Below are 17,326 nucleotides of genomic sequence, written 5' to 3'. Positions count from 1 at the left end.
GCCGTCCAGTGGACGGACCGTGAGGCGCCGCCCCGTCACGCGCCGATAGATCGCGGCCAGCGGCGCATCCCTGTAGTAGGCGAGCTTGCGGATCAGGAAACCGGGGGCATTCGGAACAAGAATGACGGCCCGGTCAGCCGGCATCTGGCGTAGTTCTTCGGCCGTGCGCAGCGCTCGCTCCTGATAGCTGACGCTCTTGTCGCGTCCGCCGAACAGCCCCTGGCCGGCGCGGATGATCGGCGTGCGAACCTCGATCGTCGTGCTGCCCAGCATCTCGCTCACATAGTCGGAGGTCTCCAGGTCGTTGATGCGGATGAACAGCTTGACCTGGCAGGCCGAGGCGATGGTCTGCCGGGTTGGCTTGCCATAGACTTCGTCCAACTGCGCCAGGTCCTGGATGACGAGCACCATGCGGAAGCCGTAGCCGGCATTGATCGTCAGCTTCGAAACGATCGACTCCATTTTGCCGAGCTGGCGGAACTCATCGATCATGACGAGCACCTTGAGGGGATCGTCCGGGCCGGGAATCGTGCCCATCAGCACATCGTGGATCTGCTGGACGAGGATCTTGATCACCGGCCGCAGGATATCGAGCTGGGCGACCGAGCAGCCGATGAAGATCGCCATGGGCCGCCGGCGGAGAGCCGCGATATCGAAATCCGTTGTGGCCGTCGCGGCCGCCACGAGATCGTTGGTCCAGGGGTTTAGCGCCGCCGCGACGTTGAAGAAGGCCGAGTTGCGCGTCTCCTTCTCAAGAGCGATGAACTGGTTCAGACCCTGCACCACCCAGGTCGGGAGATAGTCTCGCTCGTCGTCGCGGATATTGGTGAGGATGCGCAGGAAGTCGACGCCGGTGGCGGTCAGGTTGGTGACGGCCCGCAGATGCCGCTGGCCCTCGTAGCGCGGTGAGGAGACGACATAGCCGATCAGGGCGGTGAGGAGCTGCCACGCGAACCTGCATGGTGCGAATCAAGATCTCTCGGCTCGCGCGCGGCCGCGCGATCGTATCCGCGGTCCTCGATCCAGCGCGCGTCGGCGATCGTGAGGTCGACCTGCGCGCCCCCGAGAGCGTGAAGCGAAGTGGCGAAGGCGAGACCGGTGCGACCTCCTCCTACCACGAGGATCCGACGCCGGCGGCGCGGCGCCTGCGGCTCAATGCGTCCTGCCTCGCGACCGAAGAGGTTAGCCACGGAATTGGCAAAGTCACGGCCACTATTGACGATCGTTTTCACTGCGAGCGCTCCTGCATCTGAACTGCTGGAGGCGACCCTGAACCTCGGCGGTCTTGGGCTGGACGCCGCTTTCTCAGCTTTTAGGGGGCTACTTGAAAATGCACAGCGGCCCACCGAAATTTTTCACTTCGGTATGGGCAACCCGCGAACGATGCCGTCATCTCGCGTGCGAACGCCATTGGAGCAACGGGTATGGGCAGGAAAATGCGTACCGAAGTTATCGGCGTGGCCGCCGGCAAAGCGCTTGGGTTCACCCAAGAGGCAATGCTCGCGGTTGCGGCTATCTCCGCTAAGGAGGGTGCGTCGCTCGATCAGCAGGCGCTTGCGCGCGTCGCGAAGCGTCTTTCGAGCCCGCAGGCACAAACGCGGTTGTTCATCCTGCCGATCTCGGCGGAAATCCTGGGGCTCTCGCGGGAGGCGATCGCGCGGGAGATGTATTGGCGCGATACTTATGACCGCCTCAGTGAGGAGATCGGGAAAGGCAGCACGCCCGTCGCCCTTGAGGGTTTCCTGCTCCATCTGCTCGATATCGCAGAGGCCAGCGATGCGGCCGGCGCATGGAATTACGCCATGGCCTCGTACATGTTCGCCGACCTTCAGTGGGACGCAATGGAGTCTAAGGCCTTCGCCGGTCTGTTCGGGCGCCGCAAAAGCGAGATCCGCCAGTCCTGTGTCAACCGCTTCAAGCTGGCATATGACCGCTTCTCCGCCTTCGCCGCCAAGGTTCGCAGTGGGGCGTTCGGCCTGGAAGCCGGTCCGGCAGCGCTCATCGCGGCACGCGCCGACTCGATGAAAGCGGTAGCTGCGGAGCAGCTATTCAGCCTCGCGCTGCTGAGTGAGCAGGGCGTATGGAAACTGACGATCGACGACGCCGGCCAGGCGTTCAGCGTTCGTCAGACCGCGGAACTGCTTCCGACTGACAAGGAGGTGGCCCGCTTCTCGACGATCCTTCTCGATTTCCTTCCTGGGGAAGGCTGGACCCGCCGGATCGACAATAACAAGGCTGTCCTTTCGCTCGCGCTCGCCAGCGCGGCTGTCGAGGCTGATCCGAGCAAGGCCAAGGCGGACTCCCACCTCAAGCAGGCCTGCTTGGCGGCGATCGCTGCGTTGCGCTTGCCCTGTGACGGGGAGCGTGTCGCGCTTGACAGGCTGCCCACCTATCAGAGTGTCGTCAGGAAGGGCCTCGTCGACCCGTCGCCTGGGGGCAAAGGGCTCAAGGGTGGATGCGCGGTTGCGATCGCGGGCTTGTTGTTCGCGGGCGCGCAGTCGATCCTCAGGGGTCCCGCCGAGCCTGTCAGTGCGGTGGTTTCTCAGATCCAGGTCCGGACCATGGATCCGCCCGCAACGTTGCGCCTCGCGGGCCCGGGTGGAACACGCCCGACCGTCGTTGCCGCGATCGGCCCTGGCGGCACCGTCGCCACGATGCTGGTCGTGTAATGTAGCGAGAGAAATTCACTGGTCGGTCGCCCTGCGGCTGGGACTCGAGCAGGAAATCGCCGCCGACTCCTCGCTCACGATCGAGCGGAAATGCGATGTCGCCGGCCGCGTCATCCTCGATCGCGCAGCACTTTGACTATGGATCGATCATGGTGGATGTTAGTACGAGCGTCGGCGCAGCGGTCTGGTTTGCGACGCGCGACTGATGCAGAGGAAGTAGGGCATTCTGCGCTTCGCTGCGGGGACGTTTCAATGCCGTGATTTCTTCGCTGGCAGATAGTTGGCGCATCTTTCGCGAGTTGCGTCGTCAACCGTAAATTCCGCCGGCGACTGCCCACCGAGCTCTCGCCGCGGACATCGCATCCATTGTGCGGCCCGAGCAGGGTCTGTGTAGCGGCTGTGGGCAAGAACTTCGAGCTCTCTGACAGCTTTCTGCTTGCGTTGGCGAGTTCCCTCCTCGATCCGGAGCTGATCCGCTCTTCGTCCGAGGGCATGCAAGGCGTCGCGTAGCCCCGTTTCGCTTTGCGCCGCGTCGAGCGGCGACAGACCATTGAGAGTGGCATCGCCCGTGCTCAACCAAGTTTGGGAGCCCTCACCGAGGTCCCCCATTGCCAGCTCTTGGAGTCGGCGCACGCGCGCCTCGGCATCCGCCTTCTCCTTCTCTAAACGGGCCCGTTCCCTTTCCTCTGCCTCACGGCGCTTTCGCTGGAGTGCGCGCTCGAGCTCGCCATCAAGGGGCAGCCCGAATAGCTCCAGATTGGCATGGGGTGAAAATCGGATGCTGGTGCGCAGGTTGGACAGTTGGTGGAAAAGCGTCGACCATTCCGACTCGTCCCCGTGTACGGTATTGGCGATGGAATAGCCTCGGCCAGGAAGCGCGGTCAGGAACCATGTTTCGAATGGAAAAGCCCGAGTTTCGCCATCTGGTAGGCCACGAAGCAGCTCCGACACGATCGTCCTGATCTCCGTTTTGCGCTTCTCAGGGCGCGCCCGGAGTTCCTCCGCTTCGTGAATCCTCTGCCGCAACAGCCCTGACGCCTTCCAAATCTCCGAAGGCGCAGAATGCACAAAGCCAAGCCGTTCAAGGTGCCGGAGATACCCTTCGACGGATTTTGCAGGAGACGCGAATGGCAGTCCCCCTTCCTTGAGCGCTTTCGCGATGGCGTCGGAGACAGACTGGAAGAGCGGGACGATCCAACCTCGCCGGGCAAGAGCGGCGATCGCCGTGCGCGTTCTGAACGGCTGGGAGGTTGATCGAAGGAGTTCGAGCACGATGGCACTTTGCCACTCAGCTATTGGGACGGTGAAGCATCCGCTGCCGTCGACCGGAAGATCGATGAGAGCGTCCAGACCATCCCGGCGCAGTAGAGTCTCGCACTCCCCGTTTCCCCGCTTCCGAGCGGGGAAGCGATGCCGGTAGTTGTTGCAGAGCTCATCGATCGCCCTTTGTAGATCCTCCGCGCGTTGGCGTGCTCGCTCTGACAGGCGGTTTCGAGCGGAGGCTTCGTGCGGATTGTGGAGCCAGATCCTCGGAGCGTTATAAAGGATGTCGTCTCCGAGCTCATCCAGCGCGTGATTGCGGTAGCCGGAAAGATCAATTTCGACCGCTCCGACATTCATGGCCCGGATACGCGCGATTTTCACATCGTCACAAGGGTGGGTGACCTTGAATTCGACGATGAGGCGCCGATCCCGCAGCACCAAGACGACGTCCGGTACGATCGATCCGTCCCTGGTTTCGAGAACCGCCTTGTCGAATGTGAGATTGGCTGCCCGAACGACGACCTCGGTATCGTTCGCGTTCGAAATATGGAGCTCGGGAAGCGCCATCTCCAATCGCGCGTCGAGGACTTTCTTCGCGAACTTGTGGAGCGCGGTTTCGCCTGCGGAGGCGCAAGAGATGCCGTCGCCATCGGAGCAGTGCGCAAAGTGATGTGCCTGCAGCTTTCCTTTCTTCGCAACCATTCGTCGGCCGCAACCTGGGCACTTGCAATGGCAGGCGAGGCCTGATGGCACATCGTCGATGTGTCGAAGGGAGCCGTCGTCGGCTTCGGCAACCAAGACGCCGCCTTGCTCCGTACAGTCGAAGAGCTGTCCAAGCCGAATGCTGGTCAATCGATCACCCCCAACGACGCGACTAAGCCACGTTCTCGGCGCTCCGAATGGACGCTTCCGCAAATAGGTCTTTCGCGAGGATCGCTGCGCGTGCCGCGGGAGGATCGGGCACGAATAGAACGACCGCGAGATCCTTTCGCGCCCGCGAACAGCAGACGTAAAAAAGTCGCCGCGTTCGATCGAGGACGGTTTCTTCTCCAGCCGCGATGTTGGCCTCATCCGTGTCAGAGAGCGGAAGATAACCCAGATACTTGCCATAGGAGTAAAGCCGGTAGGAAGCCTCTTCGTCATCGATGACGACAAGGACCCGTTCAAACTGCGCGCCCTTCACGCCGTGATGGGTTGCGAAGGGCGACTCCTCAAGGATGTATCGACGATAAGGCCAGAATTCAGAGACCCGGCATGCGAGAAAAGCCTGAATGTTGGCGAACCCGGCGCTCCCATCATTCGCTGGATCGGCGGCGAGATGAGCAGCGAAACGGTCGTCGAGGCCGAACAATTCCGCATTGCGCACATGCATAAGCACGTCCCGAACGGATGCAGTCGAGTCATCGGAAAGGAGGGCGACCAATGCCTCGGTCGCCTGTTGAAGCGCGGTGAGCACGTTGGCAACGGATCCCCCCTGGATGCGAGCCGGTTCAAGTTTCGGACTGAACTCGCGCAGGATGGAGATGATCGAGAAATGGTCGTTCTCGCGTGCCGCGACAACCAGCGGGAGAATGTGCTGAACGAAGGGACGCAGTGGCCAGGACGTACCGTCGCCTAGTCCTTCGCTCAAGCTCGCGGGTGCCTTGTCGGTCAACGACGAAAAAAGATGGGGAAAGCCTAGCCGGATCGCCGCCATGCGGTGAACCAGAACAAGCAGACGCACATCGCCATCGCGGGCATCACTCAACCAAAGGTCGTCACCAGTCTCGTTCGCGAGCCAGGTTCGCACAGCCTCAAGCCTCGCTGTACGCTCCGCGTCGGCCGGCAGAATGAAAATGTTCGCGGTGCCCACAACCGGCTGCTCGACTCCATCGATAGTCGTGGTTCGCCCCCGGACCTGTTCGAGCCCGTCCCCGTTGGCACGGATGGCATTGATCACGCTTAGGATGGACGTCGGACAACGAAAATTCTCCGGCTTCGTGATCTCCGCCCAGCCCGGGTTGAGCGCGACAGCGCCGGCGCCGGTCGTGTAGATCTTCTGCATCGGGTCCCCGAAGAAGCCGACGCATAAACGCGGGTGCTCGGCGGCGATGCTCCGCAGTGCCTCGACCACGTCCGGATTGGTGTCCTGGCTTTCGTCGACGAAAATGAAGGGGAAGCGACTGGCCACGAGCTGGCGGAGCAAAGGATGCGCCGCAACGCATGCAGGCGCGAGCTTCAGAATATCGTCATGGCCAAGAATGCCGTCGGCATAGCGGCTGCCGGTCCCATAATCGAATTTCTCGACGGCCCCGATGGCGCCAAGCTCTGCTTCCAGCTCGGCGATCTCCTGTTCGAGGCGCAGCTTGGTCTTTGCCTGCGTCCTAGGCCGGTCGTAGTGCTCCCTCCTTTCGGCGATCTTCTCCTCAATACGGCTCGTCACCCAAGCGGCGATGTCGGAGTGGAATGGTCTCATGACCGACCACAGAAAGCTGTGGATCGTCGAGATGTGAAACAGCGGAGAGATGCCCACGTCGCCCGAAATCTCCGCCACGGCGACCTCGGTATAGGTGATGCAGGCAATCTGTTGCCCAGCGCGCCGCAGTGCTGGGCCGCGTGTCTCTGCCAGATGCGCGATCGCCTTGATGAGCGAGGTCGTCTTTCCCGACCCGGCGCCCGCGACCATGACGAAAGAACGTGGCGGCTTGCGGTCAAGGCATGCGCGCACCTCGACGTCGGCCTGCGTGTCCGGACTGCCGATCCGGCTCGTCATGCTGCTGCCTCGGCGAGGGCTGTCCCGGTTTCGGGTGCAGCTTTGCCCGCGACCAACTGCTCCTCATCTTCATCATCCTGCGTTTCAGGCGGCGCGATCTCGGCCTCAAGCCAGCTAAGCCCCTCGGCGATGTAGGTAGGCACCGTCCAGGCAGCGGGATCCTCGCCAAGCAAAGCGAGTGCAAAGTCGGTCTTGTTGAAGTCGCTCGACTGCACACGCTTGTGAATGCGTGATGCAAGCGTCAGCAGGTCCTTCTCGGCATTCCTAGGGATACGCAGCTGGAGAGATTTGCGCTCCATATCTTGGCACCATGCGAGATTCTCAAGAGCGAAAGCTTCCTCGAGCGTGCGTCCCGCAAGTGCAATTATTTCTTCTCGCCAAGTCACATCGGTGCGGCATTGATAGGCAACGCGCACCAGCGCGTCATTATCGTTCGCGCGAAGCTGACATTTCTGATCTCCGGTCGCCTCCCACAACAGCGCGACCGTGCCGCATTTTGGGAGCCACTGGAGCAAGGTTTCGTTCGAAGTAGCGGCTCCCGGGTGCCCCGCAATGCATGACTTACCCGGCTTCTCGACTGCCACGGGCGCTTCATCTTCGTCCTCGTCGCCATCGGCTTTATCCGCTTCGACGTCCTGGCCCACATCTGCTGCATCTGCGACGGTTCCGGGAGCATTGCCATCGGCCGCCGGCAACGCTGGGCCGAACACGCTGTCCAGATCGGTGATGATGAGCGTCGTCAGGCCGAGAAACTCGATCAGGGCTTTGAATCGGTAACCGAACGCGCCGCCGATCTCCAGGATCGTAAGGTAGGTGGATTGGAGTCGCGGCGCGACCTTCTCGATCATCTGTGGCAACAGAATCCGTTCAACGTTGCCCTCCACAAGAACCGCGGCGTCGGCGAAGAACAGATCGCAATGAGTGAGCTTTAGATAGCGCTCGAGGAAGTCCCGCTCGTTTGGATCGGCGCTGTGGTGAAACACCGACAGATTGAGCACGTCCGAGGTAGACGTACTTTCGGCCCGGCTGCGGCGGAAATAGCGGATGGGCCGGAAGCCGCGTTCATAGAGGATATGGGTCGAGTGCGTAGTGACGACAACCTGGCTGGTATAGTGGGTGCGATCCTCGCCCTTGAGTTTGAGAATGCTCATGACCTTGCGAATGAACACCTGCTGGAGCTGCGCGTGGAGGTGCGCTTCCGGCTCTTCGATGAAGATCAGATGCACGGGTGGCCGGTTGTCCTCGATCGCTAGCCACTGTTGATGGAGGTCGAGCAGTTCCACCACCATGAAGATCAGGTTCTTGAATCCCAATCCATTGTAGCGATCGGGCAGTGTCGGCGGATCGGGATCCTCGCTGTCAGGTCCGAGCGCATAGTGAACGCGCGCGCCGTCTTTGCTTCCCATAATTTGCGCCGGGTCGAGTGCCGAGCGAATAACCAGCCGAGGATTGGTGAGTCCGGGATAGCCAAGCCGAGATAAGCTTTTGAGCGTATCCTCGAAGACTCGCTTGAGATGATCGTTGAGCGATACCTCCGACGCCGCAAGTGCGCGTAGCGTTTCGAGATCATCGGCCTTCTGCTCAAGATTGCGCGTGTAAAAGCGGCTCAGAACCCGGGAAAGCTCTTCGGCGCGCGCGCCGCCTGGGCCGTCGGACAGGTGACGCTGGGCATGGAGAAAGTCGGTTTGAAGCAGGCCAGATAGGATCTCGCGTCCACTACGGTCGCGACTGACGAGGGGCATCGGCATGTAGCCCGCTTCCTCAATGCGCGCCGGATCGAGCACATAATGGCGCAGCTCGTACTCGTCCTTGAGCCTATCTCTCAGAAAATCCTGGAGATTGTGGGGCGCTGGATCGAACGACCGCTCGCCTTTCTCGTTCTTGGGGACCGCATCCAGCGCCCGCTGACGAGCTTGCGTGTATCGCGACTGTGTTGCAGCAGGATCAATGGGCGCATAGGCGACGCGCATGCCGATCAATGAGCCTTCCCAGGCGAGGCTGGGAAGCAGATCGATCACGCGGTGAATATCGTTAGCGCTGATCTCGAACCAGATGTCGACTTCCATGGTCGGAAGTGCGACGCCTGCCTTGCCCTCGCCAAACGCGATAATATCAGGCCAAAGCTCGGCGCTAAAGTCGTGGATGTCGAACCTGTCGCGGCTAGTAAACAGGCGCAACGCGTGGCCGACGGCGGTTTTGCCGCTGTTATTGGCGCCGACGAAAATCGAGATGTCGGAGGCAAGGTCAATCGAGACGTCGCGCAGCCGTCTGAAGTTACGAACAGCTAGCTTCTTTAAATGCATCCCCTCCCCCCAACCTTCTTGTTGGGCACGACCTCAAGAGGCCGACGATCCCAATCGACATTTTACCTTGATCCGCATGAGGAGGCGAGTGCGGGGAGTGGCATGCCTCAGAGCTATCGACTGCGCCTCCATCTCGAAAGTCTACACAATCTCATGAATTTTCGTCTGTGGTACCACCTGAGCAGCGATTTCGCAGAGATGACGATGGTGCGTCAGATACACAACCTGGCCGACCTGCGCCATTTGTCCGAACAGTCGAAATACTTCCTCCGATCGCGGCTCATCAAAGGTCTCCATGATGTCATCGGCGATGAAGGGGATCGAAGGTCGCGCCGCCGCGAATTCCTCATATCCGGCCAGGCGCAAGGCCAAGTACAGCTGAAACTGCGTGCCCTTGGACATTTCGACCGCCAGCTTGGAGCCGCCGTGGCGGGACAATCCGATCATCGCTTCACGATCCTTTTCAGGCCGCGTGGCGAGACCGGTATATTCGTCGCGCGTTATCAGGCGGAACGCTTCGGACGCCCGGTTCATCATGGCGCTGCGATGTTTGTCTCGATAGGCGCGAATGCCGTACCCGGCGACCAGACTGCCGCTTCTCAGACGTAAATAGCGCAGCGCCAGATCCTCGATTTCGAGAAACAATGTGCGCCGGTTGGCTTCAAGGCGAGCGACGGCATCATCGCCTCCGATGGCGGTCAGGCGATCGGACGCACGGGCCTTGTCAGCGAACAGGTTCTTCGCTCGCCCGTCCAGGTCTTCAAGACGCGTTGCGAGCTCGGCCTGCTCCCGTCGCAATTCAGTCAAGTCGGCGCCGGCGAGGCTGGCCAGTGCTTCCTCCAGCGTTTGTAGCTGTATGTCGCCGGTGATCTGCCGAGCGAGCTTGCGTTGCTGGTCGACGAGGTCATCCCTGTTCCGGCAGCGCTCCAGAGCTTGCCGAACATCCCCAAGCGCATCGACGTGGAAGAAGTCGGTCAATTGCTTCTTGCGCGCGGCATGGACCGCAATCTCGCCTTCGAGCTGTTCGCGTTCGGTCGCGAGATCGGCTAAGGCTTGGTTCCGTTCCCGTCGTTTCGTTTTGACCTGCTTGGCGACCGCGTGCTTCTGAATCAGAGCCTTGGCGGCGCCGAGGGGATTCTGATCGTCAAATGCATCGCCAAGAGCCTCTTGCAGGCCCCTGACCGCATCGGAGAAGGCCTTTCGATCGGCCTCCATCGCATCGATGCGATGTTGCAAGTCATCCTGCTCGCGCAACGCTTCGGGGAGATCGGCGATTGCGTCGAGAAGTTCCCGCACGGCGCCAACGCTGGCTTCTCCGTTGGCAAACCATATGGTCGCGAGCGCGGTCGCCCAAGCGCGCTGCCACTCTTCGAATGCGGTGACGGTTGTGTCGAGCGCCTTCCTTCGTTGAGCCTTGGCCGCTTCGAGCTCACCAAGCCGTTTGTCCGCCTCCGTCCGCTTGGTCAGGAGCGCAGCATGGTCTGCGAGGACATTGTCGGCCGCTTGCATCAGCGCCGACAAGTCCAACCCATCGACATCTGTCCCGACGGCGATCAGCGTCTTGGCGAGAGAAGCGTGCTCCACGGCGAGCGCAGCTTTGGCTCCTTCGACGTCACTCAGGGTGCGACGCAGATCTTTCCATGCAGCCAGGGCTGAGATACGGTGTTCTGCCCACGAGCTAACACGCGCCAGCCATGCACCCAGGGACGCGTCGGCCTGCAATTCGATTTGGGGCGGCGTTTCCGACCTGATTTCGCGCCGCACGATTTCCAGCTCCTCATCGGTCTCGCGCAGCATCTGGCGTTGTCGATCGACACTTACCTTGGTCACCGCGAGCCCTGCGGTCAGGGACCGCAGCTCTTCGAGTTCCTTGGCGCTGCCGAGACGCGCGTCAGCGATCGCGTCAGTCTTTCGCATCCTGTTCTCGAAAAGATCGGCCGTCTCCCGATTCAGGACCGACAGATGATGGGCCCACGCCTCTTCCCGCTCGAGGAGGGCAGCTTTCGCCTCCTCATCATCCATGATGCTGGCAGCTTCACGCAGGGCAGCGATCCTCGCCACTTCCTCGTTCTGCCTTGTTGAGAGCTCTCTCTCTCGCTCGGCGATCTGCGAGCTACGCTTCTCGATGCCGGCGAGCGTCGATTTCCAGGCTTCAAGGCGATCGGTTGGGGGCGGCGAGATCAGCCGAAGATCGTCACCATCGCCGGTCCAGGGACGCAGTCCACTGACCGCATCGTCAAAAGTCCGCCTCTTGTCGGGAAGGCCACGCTCGGCAAGACGGAATTCTGCCACAAGATTGCTGTCACGCAGATGGCGTAGCACCGATTGAAGCTGTGCGATCTTGCCGGCATCGATCCCGGCGCCATGGCCGCTGAGCACCTGCCCAGCGCGCTGCTCATTTTCACAGGCCAGCCTGGCAGCTTCGTATTCCTTCTCGGCCGACCGGCGCGCGACATCGACGCCGGACCTTTCAGCAATCAGATCACGCAGCGTTCCGACTGTGGCAGCCGGTACAAGCAGCGTCTTGGGATCACCAACCTCCGACTGTCCCAGTGTCGCGAGGATCAAATCGATCTTGCGTGTCCATAAGGACAGCGAATCTTTTCGTTTCGGCAGGTCCTCCTCGGCAGTCGTGTAACGCGCGGCTGTGTCCGCCAGCTGATCAAGGCGGTCGGCCATCGCAAGAAGATGCTCATCGGTCACCAACCCTTCGAGTTCTTCCCGAATCTTCCGCTCCGCTTGTCCGAGGCCAGCGAGCTGGGTTTGAAGCCGCGTTTCCTCGACAATGAGGTCGGGAAGCACCGCCGCCCATTCGTCCGGGGGATGTGGCAGATCCGTGTATTCCGCGAGTTCCTCCTGTCCTTGACGGTGTTCGGCCGCCAGAGGGTAAGCTCGCAGGACGCGCGCGATCTCATCATGGCGCGCCTTCGCGGTGCCGATCTCTTTCATGGCGGCGTCATACGCCAGGTTTGCCTGCTCAAGCGCCGTCGTTAGCGCCCTGTAGGCTGATGCCTGGATGTCGATCTCGTCCCGTTCGCACTTGAGTTCCGCGATCTGCCGCTTGAGGCTGGCGATCTTCGTCGAGCTCGCACGTTTGCGGAAGATGCCGTCGGCTTCGGCGACCGCGCTCTCGAGAATGGAATTGATGCCTGCGAGGCCTGTGCTCGCGGAGAACAGCAGCTCGCCCAGGTCGCCCTTGCTCTCGAGAATGGCGTTCCCGCCGTCTTCCAGCGTCTGATCGTCGAGCGAGAACATCATGCGATAGGCGTCACGCGTCAGCCCGCCGAGCGGGACACTCAGGAACGCCTCGTTCACAGGTTGCCCGTGCGCATTCAGCAGGGAATTGCTGCGCTGCTTCACCCGTTTGAATTCATGGGCGTGGCTATCGAACTCGAGGCAGGCGCCGATCTCCATAGCCTTACCCTGATGCAGGAAACCGTAGCGAGTGCGCTCCTCAATCCCGAAAAGAAGTTCGAGATAGCCCGAAAGGGCAGTCGATTTACCCGCCTCGTTCAAGCCGTAGACAATGTGCAGGTCCGGTGTTCCGGCCGCATGCTCCCCGAAATCGATCGAGTAGTCCGTGAACTTGCCGTAGCGGGTGAGATCGAGCCGGCGCAGACGCATCAGCCGATCTCCGATGCTTCCGGCTTCAGTCGAGCCAGCATGTCCTCACTACCTTCCGAAAGCAGCTGGTCGATCAGAGCTTCGAACGCGGTTTCGTCGTCGCCACTGAAGCCGCGGGCTTCGGGCGGCAGATCATCGCGGAGTTCCTTCACGATATCCCGAACGGCTTCGCGAACGCCGTGCTGGTGAATGATGTCGTCGCGCATCAGCTCGCCGAGCTCCAGGACGGGGTCGGCGATGGCAACTCCGACCGATGCGCTAGTCGGGACGGTGGTGACGATCTCGATCTTTTCGATCCAGGTTTTGCCGAGACCCTCCACACGCTGATCGATCTCCGCGGCCAGCAGATCGCGATCGCGGCGCAACCGCCATGACAGAGTCGTTGCTCCAGTCAATCGCAGCCGGCCGACAAGGTGCTCCGATCGTGTTCGGTCGCGAACCGCACCGATGCCTTCCTCAATGAGCTCAACTGTCTCGCGCCAAGTCTCGGCAGAAGACAGATCGACTGAGACACGTTCGAACTGCGCAATGCTCGTGGCGCGTTCCTCCACAATGAGGCTTCGATCGTCGTTGACCGTAACGAGCGTGACGGTCTTCTCGCCCCCCTCGTTAACGTCCCGGCCTTGCGGCATCCCCGGCATGATCACTACGCGCTCGCCGGCGTGTTGCGCCCGAACATGGACATGTCCGAGCGCCCAATAATCAAAGCCCCAACCATGGAGGTCAGACGCCTTACATGGTGCATAGAGGTCGTGGCCCGGTGCACCCGCGACGCTCGTATGCATGATGCCGATGTTGATGGAATCGGGGGTAGGGCGCCGATACTTTTCCAGCAGGCTCTCGGGAGCGTGAGGCTTGGCGAAGCTCAAGCCATGAATCGACAGAGCCAGATCGCCGCGAACAAGGTCTATTGCGTGTGAGCGGCCGCCGAACACGGTGACGGATGGCGGCAGGATCAGTTCCGGTGTTATGCGCGACAGGGCGTCATGATTGCCTCGAATGACGAAGGTGGCGATGCCGGCCTCATGAAGCCGCTGCATCTGGCTGGCCAGAAATCGGGCGGTTTTCATCGACGTTTGCTCACCGTCGTAGAGGTCGCCCGCGACGACCAGCGCGTCTACCTGCTCGTCGATACAAATATCGACAATGCGCATGAGCGCCCGGCGCGTCGCATCGCCGATCAGCTCCGCGACATCACCGTTGCGCAGCGCCAGCGAGCGCAACGGTGAATCGAGATGCAAGTCCGCCGTATGTACAAATCGAAATGGCATGGGAAGCTGCCCATCCGGAAAGTGAGAAACCTGATTGGAATTCTATCGCACTGGCGCTCTTTACAGTACAAGCGCTGCTCTGCGATCTCCAGCTTGGACGTCAAGTGAATCCGCGAGATTGCAACCACCATCCTGCTCAAGCATTCGGGCTTAGGGACGAGCATCAGGCGTGCATTTGAAAAGCATTCGAGCCTATCAATGCTCACTATCGCGTCGTCGAAGGCGCGCGGTTCTCGGGCTCGCGCCGCGACGGCAGAGTCGCAGCAGCGCGAAACCGAACGTTGCGCGACCAGCGCAAAGTTGACGTTGCCGGCATCGTGCTTGTCCGACAACGGCCTGGCTCCGCCAAGGGCGTCATGTTCATCACGATCGAGGACGAAACGGGGGTGGCCAACGTTATCGTCTGGAAGAAGGTCTTCGAGACCTTCCGCCGCGTCGTTCTCGGCGCAAGCATGATCGGTGTGCGCGGGCAGGTGCAGCGCGAGGTCGAGGTCGTGCATATCATCGCTCATCATCTCGCCGACCTGTCGCGTGATCTCGCCAGCGTCGGCGCACGCGAAGAAAGCTTTCCGCTCCCGCACGGGAGGGGGGATGAGTTCCACCACGGCTCGCCTACGCCCGATCCGCGCGGGCTGCCGAAGGCCCGCAATCTCGTCGATCCCTATAGTCATATAGATGAGATCAAGGTGAAGACGCGGGACTTCCGTTAATCGGGCGGTTCCGAGGGCTGACCCACCAGTCATTCCTGACCGGGAGTGAAGCGATACTCGTTTATCCCGCATCCCGCTTCGTCCGAATTGAACGGTGTGTCTTTCTTTAGGAGACACCCTTGTCGCCACTCCTGCGGACGCTTATGTCTAGTGGGAGGCGTCAAATATGTCCGCTTGCTGCATATTGCGCATCGCGATAACCGACTGCATTTTTTGGTTTCGACAGTCAACGGGAGCTTTATCATGACGATGGAAGCCGAACAACCTGCTGAAGACGAGGCCGCACCCGCCTCGAAGGCAACGAAGAAGGCCTCGGCGGAGAAATGGGGCCACGCCGTCATGGACCTTGGCTTTTGTGTCGTACCGTCTCTCCTGCTGCGAGCGCAGCGTCGGCTGAACCTCAATCCGACGCAGCTCGCGGTGCTGCTGCAACTCTGCGACTTCTGGTGGGACAAGGAGCGCAAGCCGTTCCCGAGCAAGGAGACCTTGTCGCAGCGTCTCAGCCTAAGCGAGCGCCAGGTCCAGCGCTACATCGCAGAGTTGGAGAAGGAGGGGCTGGTTCAGCGCATCGAACGACGGGCGAGCAACGGCGGCAAGCTCAGCAATACCTACGATCTCACCGGGCTTGTGAAAAAGTTGCAGACGCTCGAGCCGGATTTCCGGGAGGCCGAGGAAACCGCCCGAGCGGCGCGCAAGGCGGTCGCGAAGCGCGGCTTCAAATCAGCAAAAACGTCGGCGACCTCCAAGGAGGCGGCGGCATGATCGGCGATATGTGGGGTAGGGGAAGCTCTGGAAAAGCTGAGCCCCGGGTGCATGCCAATGGCAGAGGCGATCCCAGGGCTTACGGGAGGCAATATGGGTGACCCGGGGACAGTAGTCAAGAACGCCTTCTCCTATACCGACGCTATCATCAACGCCCTGGAGACTTCCCTGTCGCCGGAGCGTATGGCGACCTACGTCGGCCACGCCGGCGGAGATCGCGAGAAGGCGGTTCGCCTTTATAGCTGGAACACGGCCGTCAGTGCAGCCTTCTACGGCCCTCTTCAGGGGCTGGAGGTTGCCTTGCGCAACGCCATGCATCGTGAGCTTGCCGCGCGTTATGGCACGGATTGGTACGATAATCCTGCCGCGGGGCTCGATGCCGGCACGCTGTCGAGGATCTCCGCAGCCCGAGCGGATTTGCGCCGTGACGGCTATCCCGACGATCCGCCTCACATGGTAGCGGCGCTGTCATTCGGATTCTGGGTCGCCCTGCTCGGACCGGGCGGGCGCCTTCCGGGCTACGGCAAAGCCAATTACGACATGACTATCTGGCGGGCCGGCGTATTCAGAGCCTTTCCCCACGCCCGATTGAGCCGCAAGGCGGCCCATACGCCGCTCGACTATCTCCGCACCTTCCGGAACCGGATCGCCCATCACGAACCGATCTTCGACCGCCACCTCGTCGCGGACTATGCGTCGCTGCTTCAGGTCGCCGGATGGATCAGCGCGGAGACGCGGGCGTGGATCGAGCACCACAGCCGTGTGCCGGCGGTGCTGGCGCTGTCGCCCGACGACGCCAGCCTTCTGTTCTGACGGTCGCCGATGTCGCTGCTCGCTGCCACCCAAATCCCCAAACCTGCCGATGAGCAGGCGTTCGAACGCGCATCCGTCGTCCTGTGGCGCGGCCTGCTCGATGATCCTTCGGTCCAGCGAAACGGCCGACGAGGCCAGCGCCAGAATGGCATCGACCTTTCCGGCATGCGCGATGGTAACGTGGACTGGCATGTCGGCATCCAGTGCAAGCTGAAGGGCGAAGGGCACGCGCTTTCGGAAGACGAGGTTCGCGCCGAGGTCAAGAAGGCGCTGACCTTCAAGCCGCCGCTCAAGGAATATTACGTCGTCACGACGGCGCCCGACGATGTCGCGATGCAGGAGCTGGCGCGCGAGATCACGAAGGAGCTGGCTGCCGACGGGAAGACGATGCGCGTCTTCGTGTGGGGCTGGAATACGCTTGAAGAGCGGATCAGCGAGGATCAGGCGGCGCGCAAGGCCTTCGATCCGACCTACACGCTTTTCAGCGAGGAGATTCTTACCGAAACCAGATCGATTGCCGCTGGTCAGAGTGCGACGCGCGAGGATATCTCCGTCGGGTTCGCCCGTATGGAATCCATGCTCGCTGAGGTGACCGGCAGGCTTGCCAGTCCACCCGGCGACAGCACTGTCGAGGTCAACGCTGTCGAAGCGCATCTCGATGCCGAGATCGACGAATACCGCGACCTCAGCAACAGCGGCAAGACGCTCACCGCCATGCCTCTGCTGGAAAAGCTGCTGGCGCGCGTCGGCGCCTCTGCATCCGGCCGCATCCTGTTTCGGATCAAGGCGAATATCGGCCATTGCCTTCTGGCGCTCGGCAAGGACGATGAAGCCGCCGCCATGCTTCTCGCATCGTTCGACCATGCGCCGGACGAACCGAAGGCGATCGCCAACAAGGCCTTCGGCCTCCTGCTTCAGGGCAAGTGGGAAGAACTCCTCACGTTCGGAAGGACGCAGCTTGAGGTAGACCCCGCGAACGAATGGCTTGCCGGCTATCTCGTACAGGCCGCCCGGTTCGACATGTCGGTGTCCGACCCGCTCGTGCTGATTCCTGAGCAGTTGCATCGAACCGCTGCCGTGCAAGTCGGCTGGGTTGATTTTATCAGGCGGCGGGGCAAGCCCGGAGAGTGGTGGGAGCCGGCACGGGCGGCCCTTGCCA

12 protein-coding genes are annotated in these 17,326 nt (G+C 61.4%); 6 read left to right on the top strand and 6 right to left on the bottom strand.

Going from position 1 to position 17,326, the window contains the following annotated elements; translation table 11 throughout:
* Positions 1-783, bottom strand: a 783-nt coding sequence (locus tag OZ671_RS30430) for a type IV secretory system conjugative DNA transfer family protein (RefSeq protein WP_268864189.1), incomplete at its 3' end; no start/stop codon positions are given.
* Positions 784-959: 176 nt separating this feature from the next.
* On the opposite strand from OZ671_RS30430, the gene OZ671_RS30425 reads away from it, so the two are divergent.
* Together OZ671_RS30425 and OZ671_RS30420 are read left to right on the top strand one after the other, a co-directional pair.
* A complete protein-coding gene (locus OZ671_RS30425; RefSeq protein WP_268864188.1) occupies positions 960-1,253 on the top strand; it encodes a hypothetical protein in 294 nt (97 codons plus the stop codon).
* 183 nt (positions 1,254-1,436) lie between these two features.
* A complete protein-coding gene (locus OZ671_RS30420; protein WP_268864187.1) occupies positions 1,437-2,669 on the top strand; it encodes a hypothetical protein in 1,233 nt (410 codons plus the stop codon).
* A gap of 249 nt (positions 2,670-2,918) precedes the next feature.
* Here the strand turns inward: OZ671_RS30420 and OZ671_RS30415 are convergent, their stop codons facing one another.
* The 5 genes from OZ671_RS30415 to OZ671_RS30395 all read right to left on the bottom strand — a co-directional run bounded on the left by OZ671_RS30415 (position 2,919) and on the right by OZ671_RS30395 (position 13,882).
* Complete coding sequence (locus OZ671_RS30415) at positions 2,919-4,634, bottom strand: antitoxin Xre/MbcA/ParS toxin-binding domain-containing protein (RefSeq protein WP_268864186.1); 1,716 nt, start codon at positions 4,632-4,634, stop codon at positions 2,919-2,921.
* Positions 4,635-4,806: 172 nt separating this feature from the next.
* Positions 4,807-6,684 carry a UvrD-helicase domain-containing protein gene (locus OZ671_RS30410; RefSeq protein ID WP_268864185.1) on the bottom strand — a complete coding sequence of 626 codons (1,878 nt, stop codon included), beginning with the start codon at positions 6,682-6,684 and terminating at the stop codon, positions 4,807-4,809.
* Positions 6,681-8,987, bottom strand: coding sequence for an ATP-dependent nuclease (locus tag OZ671_RS30405; protein ID WP_268864184.1), 2,307 nt, complete (start codon positions 8,985-8,987; stop codon positions 6,681-6,683). Before OZ671_RS30405 ends, OZ671_RS30410 begins: the two co-directional genes overlap by 4 nt.
* A gap of 141 nt (positions 8,988-9,128) precedes the next feature.
* Positions 9,129-12,611: an AAA family ATPase gene (locus tag OZ671_RS30400; RefSeq protein WP_268864183.1), complete on the bottom strand. Its 3,483-nt coding sequence runs from the start codon at positions 12,609-12,611 to the stop codon at positions 9,129-9,131.
* On the bottom strand, positions 12,611-13,882 hold the full coding sequence (locus OZ671_RS30395) for a metallophosphoesterase family protein (RefSeq protein WP_268864182.1): 1,272 nt from the start codon (positions 13,880-13,882) through the stop codon (positions 12,611-12,613). Before OZ671_RS30395 ends, OZ671_RS30400 begins: the two co-directional genes overlap by 1 nt.
* Positions 13,883-14,163: 281 nt before the next feature.
* Between OZ671_RS30395 and OZ671_RS30390 the strand changes: the two genes are divergently transcribed.
* From OZ671_RS30390 to OZ671_RS30375, 4 genes are all read left to right on the top strand, one after another.
* On the top strand, positions 14,164-14,592 hold the full coding sequence (locus OZ671_RS30390; protein WP_268864181.1) for an OB-fold nucleic acid binding domain-containing protein: 429 nt from the start codon (positions 14,164-14,166) through the stop codon (positions 14,590-14,592).
* 243 nt (positions 14,593-14,835) lie between these two features.
* Positions 14,836-15,354: a helix-turn-helix domain-containing protein gene (locus OZ671_RS30385; protein WP_268864180.1), complete on the top strand. Its 519-nt coding sequence runs from the start codon at positions 14,836-14,838 to the stop codon at positions 15,352-15,354.
* 93 nt (positions 15,355-15,447) lie between these two features.
* Positions 15,448-16,167, top strand: coding sequence for a hypothetical protein (locus tag OZ671_RS30380; protein WP_268864179.1), 720 nt, complete (start codon positions 15,448-15,450; stop codon positions 16,165-16,167).
* Positions 16,168-16,176: 9 nt separating this feature from the next.
* Positions 16,177-17,326, top strand: a 1,150-nt coding sequence (locus OZ671_RS30375; protein ID WP_268864178.1) for a hypothetical protein, incomplete at its 3' end; no start/stop codon positions are given.

It is taken from the genome of Phreatobacter sp. AB_2022a (genome assembly GCF_026847585.1).
Lineage (GTDB): Bacteria > Pseudomonadota > Alphaproteobacteria > Rhizobiales > Phreatobacteraceae > Phreatobacter.
This window is presented reverse-complemented; position numbering and strand designations above follow the sequence as displayed.